Source organism: Amycolatopsis sp. NPDC003865, assembly GCF_053605345.1.
On record NZ_JBSGJA010000009.1, the window covers coordinates 34,756 to 53,972 of the forward strand.

Below are 19,217 nucleotides of genomic sequence, written 5' to 3' on the forward strand. Positions count from 1 at the left end.
CTATGGTGAGCGAAAGCGGCCTCTAACTCGGTAGTTGTTGAGTGGAACACGTTACAGGCGAGGTGCAATGACGGAGCAGTTCGACGTCGTCGTCGTCGGCAGCGGTGCCGCCGGGATGACCGCCGCGCTGGCCGCGGCCCACCACGGCCTCAGCGTCGTCGTCCTGGAAAAGGCGGCCTGCTTCGGCGGCTCGACCGCTCGCTCCGGCGGCGGGGTCTGGCTGCCGGGCAACCACGCGCTGCGCGCCGCCGGGATCGACGAACCGCCCGAGCGGGCCCACGAGTACCTGGCCTCGATCGTCGGCGACGTCGTCCCGGCCGTCCGGCGGGACACGTTCCTCGACCACGGGCCCGAGGTGCTGAAGTTCGTCTGCGACCACACCCCGCTGAAGTTCCGGTGGGTCCGCGACTACAGCGACTACCACCCCGAAGCACCCGGCGGACGCCCCGGCGGCCGCTCGGTCGAGCCGATGGCCTTCGACGGCAAGCTGCTCGGCGCCGAGCTGGCCCACCTCGAACCGCCGTACAGCGCTCCCCCGCTCGGCGTCCCGATCACCCAGGCGGACTACCGCTGGCTGAGCCTGCTGGCCCGGCACCCGCGCGGAGTCGTCCGGATGCTTTCCCTCGGCCTCCAGTGGCTCGTCGGGAAGGTCCGCGGGCAGCGGCTGCTCAGCATGGGGCAAGCGCTTGCGGCCGGCCTCCGGGTGGGGCTGGCCCGGGCAGGGGTCGACGTCCGGCTGAACACGCCCCTGGTCGACCTCCGGGTCGAGGACGACCGCGTCACCGGGGTCGTCACCGCGGACGGCGTCGTCGGGGCCCGGCGCGGCGTCATCCTGGCCAGCGGCGGCTTCGAACAGAACCTCGAGATGCGCGAGAAGTACCAGCGCGCGCCGATCGGCGTCGACTGGACCGTCGGCGCGGCCGCCAACACCGGCGACGGCATCACCGCGGGCCTCAAGCTCGGCGCCGCCCTCGACCTGATGGACGACGCCTGGTGGGGGCCGTCGCTGCCGCTCACCGGCGGACCGTGGTTCGCCCTGGCCGAGCGGTCGCGGCCGCGCTGCATCATGGTCGACGCGCGCGGGCAGCGGTTCGTCAACGAGTCTGCGCCGTACGTCGAGGCCGTGCACGCGATGTACGGCGACGGCGACGGCCCGGGCGAGCACATCCCGACCTGGCTCGTGTTCGACCAGCGCTACAAGGACCGGTACATGTTCACCGGCGTCGGGCCGCGCCAGCCGCTGCCCGGCCGGTGGTTCAAGGCCGGAATCGCGGTGAAGTCCGGCTCCCTCGAAGGGCTGGCCGCGAAGATGGACGTTCCCCCGGAGGGCCTCGCCGCGACCGTCGAGCGCTTCAACGGCTTCGCCCGCAACGGCGTCGACGAGGACTTCCGGCGCGGGGTCAGCAAGTACGACCACTACTACGGCGACCCGCGCAACAAACCCAACCCCAGCCTCGGCCCGTTGGACAAGGCGCCGTACTACGCGGTGAAGATCGTGCCGGGCGACCTCGGCACCAAGGGCGGGCTGCGCACCGACGAACAGGCACGGGTCCTGCGGGAAGACGGCTCGGTCGTGCCGGGCCTGTCCGCCGCGGGCAACGTCAGCGCGGCCGTGATGGGCCGGACGTACGCCGGGCCGGGCGCGACCATCGGCCCGGCCATGGTGTTCGGCTACCTTGCGGCGACGCGGCTGGCGCACGAAGATCAAGGGACCACGGGAGGGCAGCGATGACGCAGGAGTCAGTACGCACGATCTACGCCGGTGAGCCGCCGACCCGGTTCGCGCGCGGCTGGCACTGCCTCGGCCTGGCCGAGCGGTTCCGCGACGGGAAACCCCACGCCGTCACGGCGTTCGGCACCAAGCTCGTCGTGTTCGCCGACTCGAAGGGCGGGCTGAACGTCCTCGACGGCTACTGCCGGCACATGGGCGGGGACCTGACCCAGGGCAGCGTCAAGGGCGACGAGGTCGCCTGCCCGTTCCACGACTGGCGTTGGAACGGCAAGGGCAAGTGCGTCTCGATCCCCTACGCCAAGCGGGTTCCGCTGCGCGCGCGGACGCGGTCGTGGACTGCGACCGAGCAGAACGGCCAGCTCATGGTCTGGCACGACCCCGAGGGCAACCCGCCGCCGGAGGAAGTGGCCATCCCACGGATCGAAGCGGCCTACAGCGACGAGTGGAGCAACTGGACCTGGGACGAGATCTTCATCGACGGCTCGAACTGCCGGGAGATCATCGACAACGTCGTCGACATGGCCCACTTCTTCTACATCCACTACGCCTACCCGACGTACTTCAAGAACGTCTTCGAAGGCCACATCGCCACGCAGTACCTCAACACCAAGGGCCGCCCGGACATGGGCATGGCGTCCAACTACGGCGGCGAGGACAACCTGCTGCGCTCCGAGGCGTCGTACTTCGGGCCGTCCTACATGATCAACAAGCTGGTGAACTCGTTCCAGGGCTACGAGATCGAAAGCGTGCTCATCAACTGCCACTACCCCGTGACGCCGACGTCGTTCGTGCTGCAGTACGGGATGAAGGTCAAGAAGCAGCACGGCCTCACCGACGAGCACGCCGACAAGATCGCCGCGAAGCTGGCCCGCGGCATCGGCGCCGGGTTCCTGCAGGACGTCGAGATCTGGAAGCACAAGACCCAGATCGACAACCCGCTGCTGTGCGAAGAGGACGGCCCGGTCTACCAGCTCCGCCGGTGGTACCAGCAGTTCTACGTCGACGCGGCCGACGTCACCGACGACATGACGCAGCGGTTCGAGTTCGAAGTGGACACTTCGAAGGCGAACGAGGCGTGGGCGGCCGAGGTGGCGGAGAACCTGGCCCGCCAGAAGACCGAGGCGGAAGTGTGACCACCGCCGAGCAGACCGAGTTCCTCTCGGGCGGGCTGCGGCCGCACGAGTGCCGCAGCTGCGGGACGTGCGTGCTGGTGAAGAAGAACAGCATCCAGCACACGAGCATCCAGTGGACGTCCCGGCCCGCCGACACCTGCCCGGTCTTCGCCGGCGCGGACGGCCCCTCGGCGCTGCTCGACACGTGCCCGAAGCTGGCGGACAGCATCGGCGACGCGGTGCGCGAAGGCTCGCTGGCGGTGGCCGATGGGTGAGCGGTTCTACACGCTGACGGTCGCCGACGTCGTCGTCGAAACGCCGGACGCGCGGTCGGTGGTCTTCGAGGTCCCGCCCGAGCACTCCGCGGCTTTTTCCTACACGGCAGGCCAGTTCCTGACGCTGCGGATCCCCAGCGACCGGACGGGTTCGGTGGCGCGGTGCTACTCGCTGTCGAGCGCGCCGCACGAAAACCGCGTGCAGGTCACGGTCAAGCGCACCGACGGCGGGTACGGGTCGAGCTGGGTCTGTTCCTCGCTGAAGCCGGGCATGCGGGTCGACGTGCTGGCGCCGGCGGGGGTGTTCTGCCCGACGTCGGTGGACGAGGACTTCCTGCTCTTCGCCGGCGGCAGCGGCATCACGCCGGTGATGGCGATCCTCAAGACGGCGCTGGAAACGGGGTCCGGCCGGGTCGTGCTGGTCTACGCGAACCGCGACGAGCGTTCGGTGATCTTCGCGGGCGAGCTGGCGTCGCTGGCCAAGAGGTACGGCGACCGCCTGGTCGTCGTGCACTGGCTCGAGAGCGTCCAGGGGCTCCCGGACGTCCCGCAGCTGCGCGGGATCGCGTCGGCCTACACTTCCCACGAAGCTTTCCTGTGCGGCCCGGCGCCGTTCATGGCCGCCGCGCGCGAGGCGCTCGGGCAGCTCGGCGTGCCGCGCGAGCGGGTGCACGTCGAGAAGTTCACGTCGCTGACGGGGAACCCGTTCGAGGACGTCGTCACCGAGGAAGAGCCTTCGGACGAGGCGCCCGCGTCGCTGACGGTCGAACTGGACGGCGAGACCCGGTCCCTGGCGTGGCCGCGGCAGCGGAAGCTCCTGGACCACCTGCTGGACGCGGGTCTCGACGCGCCTTACTCGTGCCGCGAGGGACAGTGCAGTGCGTGCGCGTGCCGTCTGGTGTCCGGCGAGGTGAAGATGCTGCACAACGAGGTCCTGGACGCCGAGGACATCGCGGACGGCATCGTGCTGGCCTGCCAGTCGCTGCCGGTCACCGACGACGTCTCGATCAGCTACGAATAGGAGCCCCGCGTGCCCATCGACCCCGACGTCGCGATCGGTGCCGAGATCGGCGAGGTGAGCTTCGCCTGGACGTCGTCGGACGTGCTGCTCTACCACCTGGCGCTGGGCGCCGGCCCGGAGGAGCTGCGCTACACCTACGAGCGGGACCTGGTGGTGCTGCCGACGTTCGCGACGGTGGCGGCGAACCTGCGCGTGTTCGACCCGCCGGCGGTGTCGTTCCCCGGCGTCGAGATCGACCTGGCGAAGGTGCTGCACGGCAAGCAGGAGATCACCCTGCACCGGCCGATCCCGGCTTCGGGCAAGGCGGTGGCCCGCTCGCGGATCGCGGACGTGTTCGACAAGGGCAAGGCCGCGGTGGTGGTCCAGGAGGTGGCGGTCACGTCGTCCTCGGGGGATCCACTGTGGACGGCCCGGTCGAGCATCTTCGCCCGCGGCGAGGGCGGTTTCGGCGGCTCGCGGGGTCCGTCCGACCGGATCGAGTGGCCTTCGCGGGAGCCGGACTTCGTCTTCGAGACGCCGACGTTGCCGCAGCAGGCGCTGCTGTACCGGTTGTGCGGCGACCGGAACCCGCTGCACGCGGACCCGGAGTTCGCGCGGGCGGCGGGGTTCGACCGGCCGATCCTGCACGGGCTCTGCACGTACGGGATCGTGGCGCGGGTGCTGGTGAACGAGTTCCTGGACGGCGATCCGGCGCGGGTGGCGTCGTTCTCGACGAAGTTCGCCGGAGTGGTGTTCCCGGGCGAGACGCTCCGCACGCGGGTGTGGCGGTCGTCCGATCGGGTGCTCGTGACGACGTCGGCGGTCGAGCGCGACGACGCGCCGGTCCTGGCGGACACGGTGCTGGTGCCCACTTCGTGAGAAGGTCCCCGCGATCGCCCGCTACCGTGGAGGGGTGACTTCGGAATACTTCGTGGTGCGGGGAACGGTCGAACACGGCGACGAGCGAGGCCGCGAGCTGGGCTTTCCCACGGCGAACATCGCCCTGCGCGACCAGGCGGGCTCGATCGGCGACGGAGTGTGGGCGGGCTGGGTCCGCAGGGCGGACGGAACGCACCTCCCGGCGGCGATCTCGGTCGGCCGCCGCCCGACGTACTACGGAGCGGACGGGTACCGGCTGCTGGAGGCCCACGTCCTGGACTTCACGGGCGACCTGTACGACGAGACGCTCGTGGTGTGGCTGGGCTCCCACCTGCGGGAGCAGCAGAAGTACGCGTCGGCGGAGGACTTGGTCACGGCGCTGAAGAACGACATCGCGGCGGCGGCCCAGTGGACGGCGGACCACCCGGCGGCTTCGCTGCCGCCGGTGGTCGAAAGCCCGCTGGGCGAGGTCCGCCGGGTCGAGGGCTGAGGCTCAGCGGCCTTCGCCCCGGCGCCCGGGCACCGAAGCCCGCCCGTCCGTCACAAAGCCGAGGCGAGCAGCATGTAGCCCATCCCGGCGCCCATGATCGCCCGGCAGATCGCGCGCGAGGTCTGCCCGGCCACCGCCCCCTCACCAGCCGCCCCCACGCCGGCCGCCCCGGCACCAGCCGCCACGGCACCTGCGGCCGTCGCCCCGGCACCAACCGCCCCGGCACCTGCACCAGCCGCCCCCGCACCTGCACCAGCCGCCTCCGCACCTGCGGCCGCCGCCCCGGCACCTGCGGCCGCCGTGCCCGCACCGGCGATCCCGCCTCCCCCGCCGACCACCGCCGAGCCGCGGACCACACGCACCCCCGTGCGGGCCGCGTCGATCACGAAATAGCCGGCCGCCGCCACCGCGACCAGCGGCAGCGCCAACCGTGCGTCCATTGTGGACATCGTCAGCCACGGGCCGTGCGCCGCCGCCTGGTGGGGCATCGCCGTCACCATGTACCCCATCGCCGCCGCCGAGAGGGCGTGGTGGGCGCACGCCCGCCGCCGCCACCAGGCCACCGCGAACCAGCCCGCCGCCAGCGCCAGCACCGCCTGCCAGCCCGCCGCCGGGATCGGGCCGCCGACCGGGGAGAACATCGCCACCATCGCCACCACCAGCAGCAGCTCGGCCAGGTCGCCGTGGCGGACCCCGTGGCCCAGCCGCGCGTAGTCGAGGCGGACCAGCCGCACCACGCACGGCAGCGCCAGCGCCGCGAACACCGCCGTGAGCGCCCAGTCGACCACCATCGCCAGTCGGCCTCACTCTCCGTCGTGGGTGGTGCATCCACCGTGACACCCACGACGGCCGCGCACCAGCCGTCAATGAGGTGACGCCTCAGTCACCCGTCAGGATGAGTCCGCTGGTCGGCACCCCGGTACCCGCCGTGACCAGCACCCGCGACGCGCCGCCGACCTGGTTGGCCGCCGTGCCGCGCAGCTGCCGCACCCCTTCGGCGATCCCGTTCATGCCGTGGATGTACGCCTCGCCGAGCTGCCCGCCGTGCGGGTTGAGCGGCAGGTCGCCGTCGAGCTCCAGCGTGCCGCCGTCGATGAAGTCCTTCGCCTCGCCGCGCCCGCAGAAACCCAGTTCCTCCAGCTGCATCAGCACGTACGGCGTGAAGTGGTCGTACAGCACCGCCACGTCCACATCGGACGGACCGAGCCCGGACTGGGCCCACAGCTGCCGCCCGACGACGCCCATCTCCGGCAGCGCGGCCAGGTCGTCGCGGTAGTAGCTGGTCATCACGTACTGGTCGGGCCCGCTCCCCTGCGCCGCCGCGGCGACCACCGCCGGCGGCCGGGGCAGATCGCGGGCGCGGGACAGGCTCGTCACGACCAGCGCGACCCCGCCGTCGCTCTCCTGGCAGCAGTCGAGCAGGTGCAGGGGCTCGGCCACCCAGCGCGACGCCTGGTGCTCCTCGAGGGTGATCGGCCGTTCGTGGAACCACGCGTTCGGGTTGGTCGCCGCGTGCTTGCGGTCGAGCACCGCGATCCGGCCGAAGTCCGCACTCGTCGCGCCGTAGTCGTGCAGGTACCGCCGGGCCACCATGGCCACGGTGGCCGCCGGGGTCGCGATCCCCATCGGGTAGTGGAACGCGTTGTCCACCCCGGACGAGTTCACCTGCCCGGCCGCGGCCGGGGACACCTGCCCGAACCGCATCCCGGAGCGCTCGTTGAACGCCCGGTACGCGACGACGACGTCCGCGACGCCGGTCGCCACCGCCATCGCGGCCTGCTGCACGGTCGCCGCCGCGGCGCCGCCGCCGTAGTGGACGCGGCTGAAGAACTTCAGCTCGGGGATCCCCAGTTCGCGCGCCACCGCGATCTCGGCGTTGCCGTCCATGGTGAACGACACCAGGCCGTCCACATCGGACGGTGCGAGCCCGGCGTCGGCCAGTGCGTGCGAGATGCATTCGGCCGCCAGCCGCAGTTCGCTGCGCCCGGAGTCCTTCGAGAACTCCGTCGCGCCGATCCCGACGATGGCCGCCTTGCCCGAGAGCGTCACGGCAGGGTCACCTCCACGGTGCCGGCGACGTGCTCGCCGAGCGAGTCTGCTCCGGACACCGAGACGACGACGTCGTTGCCGTCGCGGGAGACCACGCGGCCGGTGAACGTCAGCGTGTCGTAGGCGTAGCAGGGGACGCCGAGCCGGATCTTGATCGACCGGATCAGCGCCTCCGGCCCGGCCCAGTCCGACACGAACCGCTGCACCAGGCCGGTGTCGGTGAGGATGTTGAGGAAGATGTCCTTCGACCCGCGCTCGACGGCCGCGTCGCGGTCGTGGTGCACGTCCTGGAAGTCGCGGGTCGCCAGTGCCGTGCTGACCACGAACGTCGGCGTCGCCTCGATGGTCAGCGGCGGCAGCTCGGTCCCCTCGGTGACGGTCATCGGGCCACCTTCCACGCGGGCAGCGTCAGGTCGTCGTCGACCCGGACGAACGCGGCCACCACCGGAAGCCCGATGTGGACCTCCTCGGGCGAGGCGTCGAGCAGCTCCGCCAGCACGCGGACCCCTTCCTCCAGCTCCACCAGGGCCACGACGAACGGCAGCTCCTTGCCCGGCACGGGCGGGTGGTGGTGCACGACGTAGGAGAACACGGTCCCGCGGCCGCTCGCGACGACGTAGTCCGCCTTCGCGTCGAGCGCCCCGTCGGGCGGCATCGGCCCCGGCGGGTGCCGCAGCGTCTCACCCCAGCGCTGGATGCGCAGTTCGCCCTGGCGAAGACCTTCCCAGAAGAACTCCGTGTCCTTGCTGATCACCGGCCGCAGCACCGGCGCGGGTGGCGGCTTCGGAGCGGGCGGGCGGAACTTCAGCACCCGGAACATCATCTCCGCGACGGCTTCCTCGCCGACGTACCAGGTCATCCGCGTGGTGACGAACCAGCCCTCGCCGAGCGCCGTCCTCTTCGGACCGACGACGCCCTCCAGCCGGGTCCGCGCTTCGACCTGCTCGCCCGGACGCAGGTAGCGGTGGTAGGTCTGCTCCGAATTCGTCGCGACAACCGAGGTGAACCCGGCGCCGTCGAGCAGCTCCATCATCAAACCCAGGGGGTCGTCGCTGCCCCGCGGGACGTTCAGCCCGCCCATCGTCCACACCTGCGCCATCGCCGGTGGCGCGACCAGTCCCTTGTGGACACTGCGCGCGGCGAACTCCGGGTCGGTGTAGACGGGGTTGGTGTCCCCGATCGCCTCGACCCAGTTGTTCACCATGGCCTGGTTGACGGGGTCTCGCGCGAGCCGTGGCGCGCACTCCCCGCGCGCGGCGATCTCTTCGGCGGTCGTCAAGATGTCGGTCATCGCGGCACCCTCGGCAGGCCCAGGCCGATCGAAGCGATCAGCTCCCGTTGGATTTCGCTGACGCCGCCGCCGAACGTCAGCACGATGTTGCGCTTGGCGGAGACGTCGAGCCACTCCGCCAGCTCGGCGGTGTCCGGATCGGACAGGTCGCCGTGGCGCGCGAGGAGTTCTTCGAGGTTCCGGCCGATCCGCTGGATGACCTCGGAGCTGAACACCTTGGTCGCCGAGGCGTCCGCGACGGCCACCGGCGCGCTCGCCGACGACACCGCGACCTGCCAGTTCAGCAGCTCGTTCACCCGGGTCACCGCCATGGCGTCGGCCAGCACGGCCCGGACGTCGGCGAGGTCGAGCAGGCCGTGGGCGGCGGCCCAGGCGTGCACGCGGTCGTACAGCCCGCCGATCCGCCCGGCCGGGCCGAGCATGACGCGTTCGTGGTTGAGCTGCGTCGTGATCAGCCGCCAGCCCTCGTTCTCCGTGCCCACCAGGCGGTTCGCCGGCACGCGGACGTCCGCATAGTACGTCGCGTTGACGTGGTGGGCGCCGTCGCAGGTGATGATCGGCGTCCACGAGTAGCCGGGGTCGCTCGTGTCCACGATGAGGATCGAGATGCCCTTGTGCCGGGGCGCGTCGGGCGCGGTCCGGACGGCGAGCCAGACGTAGTCGGCGTCGTGGCCGCCGGTGGTGAAGATCTTCTGGCCGTTGACGACGTACTCGTCGCCGTCGCGCACGGCGGTCGTCCGCAGCGCCGCGAGGTCGGTGCCCGCTTCCGGCTCGGTGTAGCCGATCGCGAAGTGGATTTCCCCGGCCAGGATCTTCGGGAGGAAGAACGCTTTCTGCTCGTCGGTGCCGAACTGCTGCAGCGTCGGCCCGACGGTCTGCAGCGTCACCGACGGCAGCTGGACGTCGGCGCGGACGGCCTCGTCGACGAACAGATGCTGTTCGATCTCGCCGAAGCCCTGCCCGCCGTACTCGACCGGCCAGCCGACGCCGAGCCGGCCGTCGCGGCCCATCCGGCGGACGATCTCGCGGAACACGGGCCCGTGCCGTTCCCGCCGCATCGCCTGGCGTTCTTCGGGGCTGATCAACCCGGCGAAGTACGCGCGCAGTTCCGCGCGCATGTCCTTCTGCGCCGCGGTCAGTTCGACGTGCATCTCCTCACCCCGCCACTCGGTCGCCGAGCCTGCCGAGCCGGTGCGCGGCGCCGCCGAGCGCCCGGCCGAGATCCTTCACCTGGGACGAATACCGGTGCAGCGGATAGGTTTCGTCGACGCCGACCCCGCCGTGCAGGTGGTGGCAGGTGGCCAGCGCCACCGGCGCCTGCGTCGCGAGCCAGTACGCGGCGACGTCGAGTTCGGCGTCCGCGTCGAGGCCGGAAGCGAGCCGCCACACCGCGGACGTGACGGCCAGGTGGACGGTCCGCGCGGCCACGTAGACGTCGGCGATCTGGCCCGCCACCGCCTGGAAGGTCGCCAGCGGCCGCCCGAACTGGGTGCGCTCGCCGATGTGCTTGACCGTCAGGGCCAGCGCGCCGGCGAGCAGGCCGTCCCCGACCGCGAGCGCGCCGGCGAGGGCGAACCGGTGCAGTGCCGCGAGGGCGCCGCGGTCGAACAGGAGGTCGGTCTCCTCGACGGCCACGTCGGCCAGGCGCACGGTGCACTCCGGCGTCCCCGCCGAAGTGGGCGTCGGGACGAGCGTGACGCCGTCGGCGTGCGGGTCGACGAGGTAGACGGCGGTGCCGTGCGGCGTCGACACGGGGGTGAGGATCCGGGTGGCCTCGGCGGCGTACGGGACGGCGGTCTTGACGCCGTTGAGCAGCCACTTCCCTCCCGAGGCCCGCGCGGTCGCGGCGGGTGCGGCCGCGAGTGGCGCGGACGGTTCGTGGCACGCCGCGGTGAGCAGCGCCTCCCCCGCCGCGACCGGCGGCAGGAACTCCGCGCGCTGCTGGGGCGTGCCGAGCGTCTCGACCGGCAGGACACCCAGCGCGAGCGCGGCGTAGGCGGGGACCGGCGCGGCGGCCCGGCCGGCCTCGGTGAGCACCTGCGCGACCTCGGCGACGCCCAGGCCGTCGCCTTCGAGGTCCGGCGGCAGCGCGAGCGCCAGGAGGCCCGACGACGCCAGGGCCCGCCAGGGATCGTCTTCCGCGCCGAGCACTTTCGCGGCGAGGGCGGCGATCTCCGTCTGCGTATCGTCCAGGGTGAAGTCCACGCCCGTCCCTCCGGGTTCGGCGCAATATTGAAACCTGTTCTAGTCTTAACCGGAAAGGGTCGGTACGGCAACCCCCGGCGGAGGGCTCCGATGGCGGTGACCGAACGCGGCGGCGCGCGCCGCCGGCTGATCACCGTGCCGCCGACCGCCGGCGTGCCCGACCCGGTCCCGCTCGACCTGCCGGGGCGCGGCCGGACCGTCGTCACCGACGTCGGGCCGCGGGAGGCGCCGGCGCTCGTCCTGCTGCATTCGGTCGCCTGCACGGGCCTGCTGACCTGGTATCCCGCCCTCGGCAGGCTGGCGCGCGACCACCGGGTCGTCGTGTTCGACCAGCGCTGGCACGGGCGCGGCATCCGGTCGCCGGAGTTCCGGCTCGCCGACTGCGCCGAAGACGTCACCGCCGTCGCGGACGCGCTCGGCATCGACCGGTTCGCGCTCGCCGGGTACTCGATGGGCGGGATGGTGGCCCAGCTCGTCGCCCGCGCGGAACCAGAACGTGTTACCGGTCTGGTCCTCTGCTCGACCGCCAGCAACTTCCGCCGCGGGCTGCGCCAGCGCGTCGCGCTCGACGTGTTCGGCCGGACGCTGCGGCAGCTGCGTGAACGCGTGAAGCTGCCACCTGTGCCCGTCGCCGTCCCGCGCGAGCGCGTCGAGGACTACCGGTGGGGGCTGCGGGAGTTCCGGTCGACCACGCCGTGGGAGATCGCGGTCGCCGTCGACGAGATCGGCCGCTTCGACTCGACCCCGTGGCTGCCGGCGCTCCGGCTGCCCGCCGCCGTCGTCGTGACCACGAAGGACCGGTTCATCTCCCCCGGCCACCAGCGGTCCCTGGCCCGCCGGATCCCGGGCGCGGCGACCTACGAGGTCGCGGCCGGGCACGCCGCCTGCGTCCTGGCCGCCGACCGCTGGGTGCCCGCCCTGCTCGCCGCCGTCCACTCCCTGTGAGGAAGGAACCGAAGATGGGACGCTTCAGCCTGCCCGACGAGAAGCCCGGCGGTCTCGACTCGCCCGTGACCGCGAAGGTCATGAAGTACGGCGCGAAAGCCCAGGTCGCGGTGTTCCGGCTGACCGGCGGGCGCGTCGGCAGCACGTGGCGGATCGGCGCCGGCTTCCGCAAGCCGGTGCCGACGCTGCTGCTGGAGCACCGTGGGCGCAAGTCCGGCCGGCTGTTCACCACACCGCTGCTGTACCTGCGCTCCGGCGAGGACGTCGTCATCGTCGGTTCCCAGGGCGGGCTGCCGAAGCACCCGCAGTGGTACCGCAACCTCCTGGCCTGCCCCGAAACCCGCATCCACCTCAAAGGACGGCGGTCCGTGCCCGTCACCGCGCGGGTGGCCGGGTCCGCGGAACGCGCCGAACTGTGGCCGCGGCTGGTCGAGCTCTACGCCGACTTCGCGAAGTACCAGGCCTGGACCGACCGGGAGATCCCGGTGGTCGTCCTCAGCCCGCGGCCTTGAGCAGGTCTGCGAGGGCTTCCGGGAGCGCGTCGGCCAGCGGCCACAGGTCCTTCACGAGCTCCCGCGCGCCGAGCAGGCCGACGTGCACCTTGCCGGCGTTGGACAGCACCGTGACGTTCAGCCCGGCGCCGTGGAAGACCGGGCCGAGCGGGTAGAAGCCGGTGATCCGCGCGCCGAGCAGGTAGAGCGGCATCGGCGGGCCGGGCACGTTGGAGACGACCAGGTTGTGCACCACCGGGTGCTTTTCGGCCAGGCGCAGCGCCGAGTACGCGCGCACGGCGAGGCCGAACATCGTGGCCGCGGAGAACTGCGCCCAGTCCTGGAGCATGTCGGCGTCGATGTCGTAGTGGTGGTCCTTGGACAGCCGGTTGGCCTCGGCGAGGAAGAACACGCGCGCGGCCGGGTCGTCGAGGTGCGTCGGCAGCGAGGCGAAGAACGCGGACACCTTGTTGCTGCCCTGCTCGCGTTCGGTCCGGTCGTGCACCGAGACCGGGACGGTCGCGACCAGCGGGTCTTCGGGCAGTTCGCCGCGCGCTTCCAGGAAGTTCCGCAGCGCGCCCGCGACGAGGGCGAGCACGACGTCGTTCACCGTGACGCCGAACGCGTTCTTGACCGCCTTGACCTCGTCGAGGTCGAGCTGGGCGAAGGCGACGCTGCGGTGGCCGGTGATCGTGCCGTTGAGCGACGTCCGGGGCGCGGTGAACGGGACCGGCATCCCTTTGCCGCGCAACGCTTTGCCTAGCCACCGCGGGACGAGCCCGAGCAGGTCGGGCAGCAGCCGGGCGAGCTCGGCGGGGCGTCGGGCGATGCTCTCGACACCGGTGCGGAGCAGCTGCACCGGCGACGGCAGCGCGGGGTTGCGGGGCGCCTCGGCTTCCGGCATCGGCGCGTCCGGCTCGAGCCCGGCCAGGTAGGTGATCAGGCTGGCGCCGCTCACGCCGTCGACGCTCGCGTGGTGCATCTTGAGCAGCACCGCGAGCTGGCCGTCGGCCAGGCCTTCGATGACGTAGAGCTGCCAGAGCGGGTGCGCGCGGTCGAGCTGCTGGCCGGCGATGTGCGCGCAGAGCTCGGCCAGTTCGGTGCGGTCGCCGGGCGCCGGGACGCCGATGCGGTGCACGTGGTGGTCGAGGTCGAAGTCCTCGTCCTCGATCCACACGGGATGCCCGATGTTCCAGACCGGGTTGTGCAGTTTGCGGCGGAACGCCGGGATTCTCCGGACCCGCTGGTCCAGTTCGTCCTTGAGCTTGGCGAAGCTGTAGCCGCCGGGGACGGTCGAGCCGTCGAGGACGAGCAGCCCGCAGACGTGCAGGACCTGGGACGACGTCTCGAGGTACAGGAAGCTCGCGTCGAGGCCGCTCAGTCTCTGCATGGCGATCAGCGTAAGCCACTTCCGGTGAGCGGCGCGTCACCCTACTCGCCGGTATCATCGCGGTGGTGCAGCCGAATTTCCTGATCCGTCGCGCGGTCCAGCTCGGTCTCACGGCGAACGCGCTCCGGCCTTTGCGAGCCCGGTCCACGACGATCCCGGCGTTCTTCGCGGGGTGGCTCACCAGCGAGCTGGCGCCCCAGTTCCTGGCGCTCACGGCGGCGGACTCCCTGGCCCACGTGGCGCGCCACGGCGTCCGCGACCGGTCGACGCAGGCGGGGCTCGCGATGGCCGCGGCGTCGGCCGCCGGGCTCGCCGCGCTGATCCGGACGGGTCACGGCGCCCGCGAGGAGATCGAGCACGCGCTGACGGAGGCGCTGGGCGAGGACTACGCGGCCGAGCTGGGCCGCTCCGACCTCGGGCTGCCGTGGGGCGAGCTGGCGCTGCCGTTCCGGATGGGGGCGCCGGACGTGCGCGTCGACCGCAACATCGCCTACGCCCCGGGCGGGAAGCGGTTCCTGCTCGACGTGTACCGCCCTTCCGAGCCGGTGACCGGTGCCCCGGTGCTGCTGCAGGTCCACGGCGGCGCGTGGGTGATCGGCAACAAGGAGGAGCAGGGCCGGCCGCTGATGCGTTACCTGGCCCGCCGCGGCTGGGTGTGCGTGGCGATCAACTACCCCTTGTCGCCGGCGCACCGCTGGCCGGCGCACATCGTGGCGGCGAAGCAGTCGCTGGCGTGGATCCGCTCGTCGATTTCGGAATACGGTGGCGACCCGGATTTCGTGGCGGTGACGGGCGGTTCGGCGGGCGGTCACCTGTCGGCGCTGCTGGCGTTGTCGCAGAACGACCCGGCGCTGCAGCCGTCGTTCGAGGACGTGGACACGAGCGTCCAGGCGTGCGTCCCGCACTACGGGGTGTACGACTTCGCGGCGACGTCGGGCTCGCGGGCGAGCCAGTACCGGTTGGAGAGCTTGATCGCGCGCCGGGTGTTCGCGGCGGACCGGGACCCGGTGCGCCACCTCGACGACTACATCGCGGCGTCCCCGCTGGACCGGATTTCCTCGGAGGCACCGCCGTTCTTCGTGATCCACGGCCGGGACGACTCGCTGGTGCCGGTGCGCGAAGCCCGCGAGTTCGTGCGGCGGCTGCGGGAGAAGTCGCGCCAGCCGGTGGCTTACGCGGAGCTGGCGGGGGCGCAGCACGCGTTCGACGTGTTCACGTCGGTGCGTTCGGCTCACGTGGTGCGCGGGGTGGCGCGGTTCCTGGACTTCACCTACAACGCTTGGAAGGCCGAACACCGGTAGCTCGCGGCCGGGTCGTGCGCCGTCGTCAGTAGGCCAGGTCGACCGGGCTGGCCGACGGCGGACCGTCCAAGCGCCACTCCGTTCCCTCGCGGACGAAGCGGTACCAGCGGGCGTCTCGGCCGTAGCGCAGCTGCAAGTCCCCTTGGGTCAGGCGGTTGCGCCAGACCTTCGGTTCGCCCGGCAGTCCTGCCTCGGCCAGGATCGCCTGGGCCTCGGCCAGCGGGCCCGGGCCCGGCTGCCACGTCTCCCGCACCGCCGCCAAGCCGGTGCGGCCCGCTTCGCGCCAAGCCTCCGCCCACCTCGCCAAGTCGCGCGGTGGCACTCCCGCCGCCGTCGCCAGGGCCGCCGCTTCCGCGGGCGGTCGGGTCGATGCGCGGCGGGCCAAGTCCTCTTCGAACGTCAGCTGGGTTGCCGTCGGGCCGCTGGTCAGGAGGTCACGAGCCAGCGCTGCCGCGTCCGCCGCCAGGCCGGACAGCGCCGCCGCCGTCCAGCCCGTGCCCGGGGGTGGGTCCAGGTCCAGGACCGCCGGGGGTCCCGCGACTCGCGGGGGCGGGGGCAGCGCCGGGATCGGGGCCGGGCGGCGGGCGTAGGCCGCGCGGGGAGTCAGCCCCTCGTCGACGCGCTTCGGCAGTTTCGGCTTCTCGCCGCGCGCCGGGCTTCGGCGGGCCCGCAGCTCGGCCAGGACGTCGGCCCGGGGGCGCCCGCGCAGCAGGAACAGCGTGAACGGGTCGCGGTCCACCTCGTCGGCGACCAGGTAGTACACCGCCGCGACGTGCTTGCACGGGTTCGCCGAGTCCGGGCACGAGCACCGCGGCCGCAGGTCGCCCGGGCCGGGCAGCAGGTCGGCGCCCGCCTCGCGGGCCTGCTCGGCCAGCGCGCCCGGCAGCTCGCCGTCGAGCAGCGCGGCCGCGTGGCCGAGCTGTGTGCCGACCACGCCGAGCAGGGTGTCCCACTCGCCGTCGGTGAAGGTGCGCATCGCGATGGTCACCTTGTAGGGCTGCGGCCGGCTGCCGCGCACCCGCGCCGTCATCTCCCCGGCGCCGAAGTGCAGCTCGCTGACGGTGCCCTTGCGCGCGTACGTCCGCCCGCGCGGCAGCCGGTTCGGGTCGAGCTTGGCGCGCCGCTCCAGGGCGTCGACCCAGGCGCGGCCCCACCACGTCGTGCCGAAATTGCGCCTCGGGGGCATCACCCGCTCCCGAGGCGGACCAGGTCGGCGAGCTCGTCGTCGGAGAGTTCGGTGATCCAGTCCTCCCCCGCGCCGACGATCGACTCCGCCAGCCCGCGCTTCTTTTCCAGCACCTGCGCGATCCGCTCTTCCAGGGTGCCCTCGGCGATCAGCCGGTGGACCTGGACCGGCCGGTCCTGGCCGATGCGGTAGGCGCGGTCGGTGGCCTGGTCCTCGACCGCCGGGTTCCACCAGCGGTCGTAGTGGATGACGTGGGTGGCGCGGGTCAGGTTGAGCCCGACGCCGCCCGCCTTGAGCGAGAGCAGGAAGACGGGGATCTCGCCGGCCTGGAACCGGTCGACCATGTCCTGGCGCTTCGCCGGCGAGCTTTCGCCCGAGAGCAGCTCGGTCGGCAGGCCGCGCTCGGTGAGGCGTCGCTCGAGGAGCCGGCAGAGCTGGACGTACTGGCTGAAGACGAGCACGCTCTCGCCCTCGTCGAGGATGACGTCCACCAGTTCCTCGAACGCGGCGAGCTTGCCGGACCGGCCGGTGAGCGCGCCGTGCGGCTCCTTGAGGAACTGGGCCGGGTGGTTGCAGATCTGCTTGAGCTCGGTGAGCAGCCGCAGGACCTGCCCACGCCGTTCGACGCCCTGCTTCTCGCGGATCTCGGCCAGGTTCTCGCGCACGACGGCTTCGTAGAGCGTGGTCTGCTCGGCGGTGAGCGGGACGAACCGGTCGGTCTCGGTCTTGGGCGGCAGTTCGGGAGCGATGTCCGGATCGGACTTGCGCCGGCGCAGCAGGAACGGCCGGACGGTGGCGGCGAGCCGTTCGGTGACGGCCTTGTCACGGTCCCGCTCGATCGGGCGCGCCACGGTGCGGCGGAAGCGGTCGAGCGGGCCGAGGAGGCCGGGGGTGGTCCAGTCCACAATGGACCACAGTTCGGTGAGCCGGTTCTCGACCGGGGTGCCGGTGAGGGCGACCTTGGCGCGGGCGGGAATCCTGCGGAGCTCCTTGGCGGTGGCGGAGAGCGGGTTCTTGACGTGCTGCGCCTCGTCGGCGGCGACGAGCCCCCAGTCCACTTCGGACAGCGTCTCGCGGTCGCGCCGGAGGACGCCGTAGGTGGCGAGGACGACCTCGTCGGGGGCGAGGTCGCCGAGGTGGCGGCGGCCGCCGTGGAACCGGCGGACGGGGATTTCGGGGGCGAACCGGGCGAACTCGCGTTCCCAGTTGCCGAGCAGCGACGTCGGGCAGAGGACGAGGGTGGGGCCGGCGGTCGCCGGGCCGGCAGCAGGCGCCTCGCCGGAGCCGGGCTCAGCCGAGCCGAGGTGGCGTCCCGGCCCCGGCCCGGCCAGGTGCGCCAAGGCCGCCGCGCGGCGGTGCAGGTGCAGCGCGATCAGCTGGATCGTCTTGCCCAGCCCCATGTCGTCCGCCAGGCACGCACCCAACCCGAGCCCCGTCATCGTGGCCAGCCAGGCCACCCCCGCCTGCTGGTACGGCCGCAGTGTCGCCTGCAGCCCCGGCGGCGCCGCCACCTCACCGGAAGCCCGGTCGCGGATTCGCGACACCAGATCACCCAGCACCGGCGGGGCCGTGAACTCCACCCGCTCGCCGTCGAGTTCCAGCTCGCCCGTCAACGCCGCCGCCAGCGCCTCGCCCGCCTCCAGCTTCCGGGCGCGACCTCGCACCCGGGCGAGCAGCTGCGGGTCCACCCGCACCCACTGCCCCCGCAGCCGGACCAGCGGCCGCTTCGCTTCGGCCAGCGCCGCGACCTCGGCCGGGGTCAGCTGCTCGCCGCCCAGGCTGAGCTGCCAGCGGAACTCCAGCAGGCTCCGCAGCGCGAACTCCGCCTCCGTCACGCTCGCCGGCGCCTGGGTCGCGCTCGCCTTCGCCTTCACCTCGCCCGCGAACAACCCCTTCGACCACAGCACCTCGATGCCGGCGCCGCCCAGCTCGCGCGCGCCGTCGGTGAGCAGGTCGACGACCTCGTCGTCGGACAGCTCCAGTGACGCGGGTGCCGGCTGGGCCAGCACCCGCTCCAGGGGCGCCCACGCCCGCGCGCCGCGGCGGAGACCGAGCAGCAGCTGGGTCTCCACCTGGTCGCCGAGGCGGTTCAGCACCGCGTCCGGTGCGTCCCACAGCGTCGACGCCTCCACCACCAGGCTCGGCTCCGCCATGCTCCGCACCGCCAGCACCCCGGCGAACGAGTCGTCGTCCAGCCCCTCGACCCGCAGCAGCACCTGGACACCCCGTGGCTCCCGGGCCTCCAGCTCGGCCAGCCAGGCCGCGCCGTCCGGGCCCAGCAGCGCCGGTTCGCGCGCGGCGAACGCCGGGTCGCCCGCTCCGACCGGGGCCGCCGGGCTGCGCGCCAGCAGGTCGGCCGTCGCGTCCCAGAGCGCGCGGACCAGGGAGTCCGGCGAGTGCAGGCGGATGCGCTTCAGCCCGGTCAACGGCAGTGCGTACGCCTCCGGCGGCAACGCACCGGCCAGGCCGCGCAACAGCTCTTCGTCGGCCGCGTCCAGCGGCCCGATCCGCCACGCCGCCGCCCCCGCCGGGGAGGCGGCCGGCCGCAGCCTGCCGCGCGCGACGAGGTTCACCCCCGCGTTGACCGCCGCCGACCACGCCGCGACCGCCGGGCTCGCCTCCTCCCCCACCGACAGCAGCCGCGGCAAAGCGCGTTCCAGCGGCACCAGCTCCGCCTCGACCTTCGTCCGCGCGAACCGGGCGCCCCGGGGCAGCACGAGCTCGATCGTGGTCCCGCCGGCCAGGTCGTCACCCCACAACGCCAGCACGCCTTCCCGCGGGGGATCCGCGGGAAGGTAGGTGGCCTGGGTGTCTGCGCTGAACTCCACGACGGCAACGCTAGAACACGCCCCCGACAGTTTCGGGACCGAC

General features: G+C 72.6%; 18 protein-coding genes. 9 read left to right on the forward strand and 9 right to left on the reverse strand.

All coding sequences use genetic code 11. The features are described from left to right. Positions 1-67: 67 nt before the first annotated feature. The 6 genes from kstD to ACWEVP_RS21805 are packed head-to-tail and all read left to right on the forward strand — an operon-like array spanning position 68 to position 5,488. Positions 68-1,732, forward strand: a complete 1,665-nt coding sequence (gene kstD / locus ACWEVP_RS21780; protein ID WP_452064390.1) for a 3-oxosteroid 1-dehydrogenase — start codon at positions 68-70, stop codon at positions 1,730-1,732. Further along, complete coding sequence (locus ACWEVP_RS21785) at positions 1,729-2,865, forward strand: Rieske 2Fe-2S domain-containing protein (RefSeq protein WP_452064391.1); 1,137 nt, start codon at positions 1,729-1,731, stop codon at positions 2,863-2,865. Before kstD ends, ACWEVP_RS21785 begins: the two co-directional genes overlap by 4 nt. After that, positions 2,862-3,119: a hypothetical protein gene (locus tag ACWEVP_RS21790; RefSeq protein WP_452064392.1), complete on the forward strand. Its 258-nt coding sequence runs from the start codon at positions 2,862-2,864 to the stop codon at positions 3,117-3,119. Before ACWEVP_RS21785 ends, ACWEVP_RS21790 begins: the two co-directional genes overlap by 4 nt. Continuing rightward, positions 3,112-4,140 carry a 2Fe-2S iron-sulfur cluster-binding protein gene (locus ACWEVP_RS21795; RefSeq protein ID WP_452064393.1) on the forward strand — a complete coding sequence of 343 codons (1,029 nt, stop codon included), beginning with the start codon at positions 3,112-3,114 and terminating at the stop codon, positions 4,138-4,140. Before ACWEVP_RS21790 ends, ACWEVP_RS21795 begins: the two co-directional genes overlap by 8 nt. Positions 4,141-4,149: 9 nt before the next feature. Beyond that, positions 4,150-4,998 (forward strand): MaoC/PaaZ C-terminal domain-containing protein, encoded by an 849-nt coding sequence (locus ACWEVP_RS21800; RefSeq protein ID WP_452064394.1) that lies wholly within the window; start codon positions 4,150-4,152, stop codon positions 4,996-4,998. A 34-nt stretch (positions 4,999-5,032) separates the two neighbouring features. Continuing rightward, positions 5,033-5,488 (forward strand): riboflavin kinase, encoded by a 456-nt coding sequence (locus ACWEVP_RS21805; protein WP_452064395.1) that lies wholly within the window; start codon positions 5,033-5,035, stop codon positions 5,486-5,488. Between the two features lie 50 nt (positions 5,489-5,538). Here ACWEVP_RS21805 and ACWEVP_RS21810 read toward each other — a convergent pair whose 3' ends face one another. From ACWEVP_RS21810 to ACWEVP_RS21835, 6 genes are all read right to left on the reverse strand, one after another. Beyond that, positions 5,539-6,279: a DUF5134 domain-containing protein gene (locus ACWEVP_RS21810; protein ID WP_452064396.1), complete on the reverse strand. Its 741-nt coding sequence runs from the start codon at positions 6,277-6,279 to the stop codon at positions 5,539-5,541. An 88-nt stretch (positions 6,280-6,367) separates the two neighbouring features. Further along, entirely contained in the window at positions 6,368-7,537 is a 1,170-nt protein-coding gene (locus ACWEVP_RS21815) for a lipid-transfer protein (RefSeq protein ID WP_452064397.1), read from the reverse strand. Then, entirely contained in the window at positions 7,534-7,920 is a 387-nt protein-coding gene (locus tag ACWEVP_RS21820; protein ID WP_452064398.1) for a MaoC family dehydratase, read from the reverse strand. Before ACWEVP_RS21820 ends, ACWEVP_RS21815 begins: the two co-directional genes overlap by 4 nt. Beyond that, on the reverse strand, positions 7,917-8,828 hold the full coding sequence (locus tag ACWEVP_RS21825; protein ID WP_452064399.1) for a bifunctional MaoC family dehydratase N-terminal/OB-fold nucleic acid binding domain-containing protein: 912 nt from the start codon (positions 8,826-8,828) through the stop codon (positions 7,917-7,919). The genes ACWEVP_RS21820 and ACWEVP_RS21825 overlap by 4 nt, the downstream gene beginning before the upstream one ends. Beyond that, positions 8,825-9,979 carry an acyl-CoA dehydrogenase family protein gene (locus ACWEVP_RS21830; protein WP_452064400.1) on the reverse strand — a complete coding sequence of 385 codons (1,155 nt, stop codon included), beginning with the start codon at positions 9,977-9,979 and terminating at the stop codon, positions 8,825-8,827. The genes ACWEVP_RS21825 and ACWEVP_RS21830 overlap by 4 nt, the downstream gene beginning before the upstream one ends. A 4-nt stretch (positions 9,980-9,983) precedes the next feature. Continuing rightward, the gene (locus ACWEVP_RS21835; protein ID WP_452064401.1) at positions 9,984-11,033 is read right to left on the reverse strand and encodes an acyl-CoA dehydrogenase family protein; all 1,050 of its coding nucleotides are present in this window, start codon (positions 11,031-11,033) and stop codon (positions 9,984-9,986) included. Positions 11,034-11,123: 90 nt separating this feature from the next. Here ACWEVP_RS21835 and ACWEVP_RS21840 point away from each other — a divergent pair, with 90 nt between their 5' ends. Next, positions 11,124-11,978, forward strand: coding sequence for an alpha/beta fold hydrolase (locus tag ACWEVP_RS21840; RefSeq protein WP_452064402.1), 855 nt, complete (start codon positions 11,124-11,126; stop codon positions 11,976-11,978). Positions 11,979-11,992: 14 nt separating this feature from the next. After that, on the forward strand, positions 11,993-12,490 hold the full coding sequence (locus ACWEVP_RS21845; RefSeq protein ID WP_452064403.1) for a nitroreductase family deazaflavin-dependent oxidoreductase: 498 nt from the start codon (positions 11,993-11,995) through the stop codon (positions 12,488-12,490). Here ACWEVP_RS21845 and ACWEVP_RS21850 read toward each other — a convergent pair. Further along, positions 12,474-13,859 (reverse strand): WS/DGAT/MGAT family O-acyltransferase, encoded by a 1,386-nt coding sequence (locus ACWEVP_RS21850; protein WP_452064404.1) that lies wholly within the window; start codon positions 13,857-13,859, stop codon positions 12,474-12,476. The genes ACWEVP_RS21845 and ACWEVP_RS21850 overlap by 17 nt on opposite strands. A 65-nt stretch (positions 13,860-13,924) precedes the next feature. Here ACWEVP_RS21850 and ACWEVP_RS21855 point away from each other — a divergent pair, with 65 nt between their 5' ends. Next, positions 13,925-15,160 (forward strand): alpha/beta hydrolase, encoded by a 1,236-nt coding sequence (locus tag ACWEVP_RS21855; RefSeq protein ID WP_452064405.1) that lies wholly within the window; start codon positions 13,925-13,927, stop codon positions 15,158-15,160. Positions 15,161-15,185: 25 nt separating this feature from the next. Here ACWEVP_RS21855 and ACWEVP_RS21860 read toward each other — a convergent pair whose 3' ends face one another. After that, positions 15,186-16,346, reverse strand: coding sequence for an SWIM zinc finger family protein (locus ACWEVP_RS21860; protein ID WP_452064406.1), 1,161 nt, complete (start codon positions 16,344-16,346; stop codon positions 15,186-15,188). Continuing rightward, the gene (locus ACWEVP_RS21865) at positions 16,346-19,174 is read right to left on the reverse strand and encodes a DEAD/DEAH box helicase (RefSeq protein WP_452064407.1); all 2,829 of its coding nucleotides are present in this window, start codon (positions 19,172-19,174) and stop codon (positions 16,346-16,348) included. Before ACWEVP_RS21865 ends, ACWEVP_RS21860 begins: the two co-directional genes overlap by 1 nt. Positions 19,175-19,217: the final 43 nt, after the last annotated feature.

What these genes read in the sequence shown, in the direction of transcription:
- kstD (WP_452064390.1), top strand. Translation starts at nt 68, where the DNA reads ATGACGGAGCAGTTCGACGTCGTCGTCGTCGGCAGCGGTGCCGCCGGG.
- ACWEVP_RS21785 (WP_452064391.1), top strand. Translation starts at nt 1,729, where the DNA reads ATGACGCAGGAGTCAGTACGCACGATCTACGCCGGTGAGCCGCCGACC.
- ACWEVP_RS21795 (WP_452064393.1), top strand. Translation starts at nt 3,112, where the DNA reads ATGGGTGAGCGGTTCTACACGCTGACGGTCGCCGACGTCGTCGTCGAA.
- ACWEVP_RS21810 (WP_452064396.1), bottom strand. Translation starts at nt 6,279, where the DNA reads ATGGTGGTCGACTGGGCGCTCACGGCGGTGTTCGCGGCGCTGGCGCTG.
- ACWEVP_RS21820 (WP_452064398.1), bottom strand. Translation starts at nt 7,920, where the DNA reads ATGACCGTCACCGAGGGGACCGAGCTGCCGCCGCTGACCATCGAGGCG.
- ACWEVP_RS21825 (WP_452064399.1), bottom strand. Translation starts at nt 8,828, where the DNA reads ATGACCGACATCTTGACGACCGCCGAAGAGATCGCCGCGCGCGGGGAG.
- ACWEVP_RS21830 (WP_452064400.1), bottom strand. Translation starts at nt 9,979, where the DNA reads ATGCACGTCGAACTGACCGCGGCGCAGAAGGACATGCGCGCGGAACTG.
- ACWEVP_RS21840 (WP_452064402.1), top strand. Translation starts at nt 11,124, where the DNA reads ATGGCGGTGACCGAACGCGGCGGCGCGCGCCGCCGGCTGATCACCGTG.
- ACWEVP_RS21845 (WP_452064403.1), top strand. Translation starts at nt 11,993, where the DNA reads ATGGGACGCTTCAGCCTGCCCGACGAGAAGCCCGGCGGTCTCGACTCG.
- ACWEVP_RS21850 (WP_452064404.1), bottom strand. Translation starts at nt 13,859, where the DNA reads ATGCAGAGACTGAGCGGCCTCGACGCGAGCTTCCTGTACCTCGAGACG.
- ACWEVP_RS21860 (WP_452064406.1), bottom strand. Translation starts at nt 16,346, where the DNA reads ATGCCCCCGAGGCGCAATTTCGGCACGACGTGGTGGGGCCGCGCCTGG.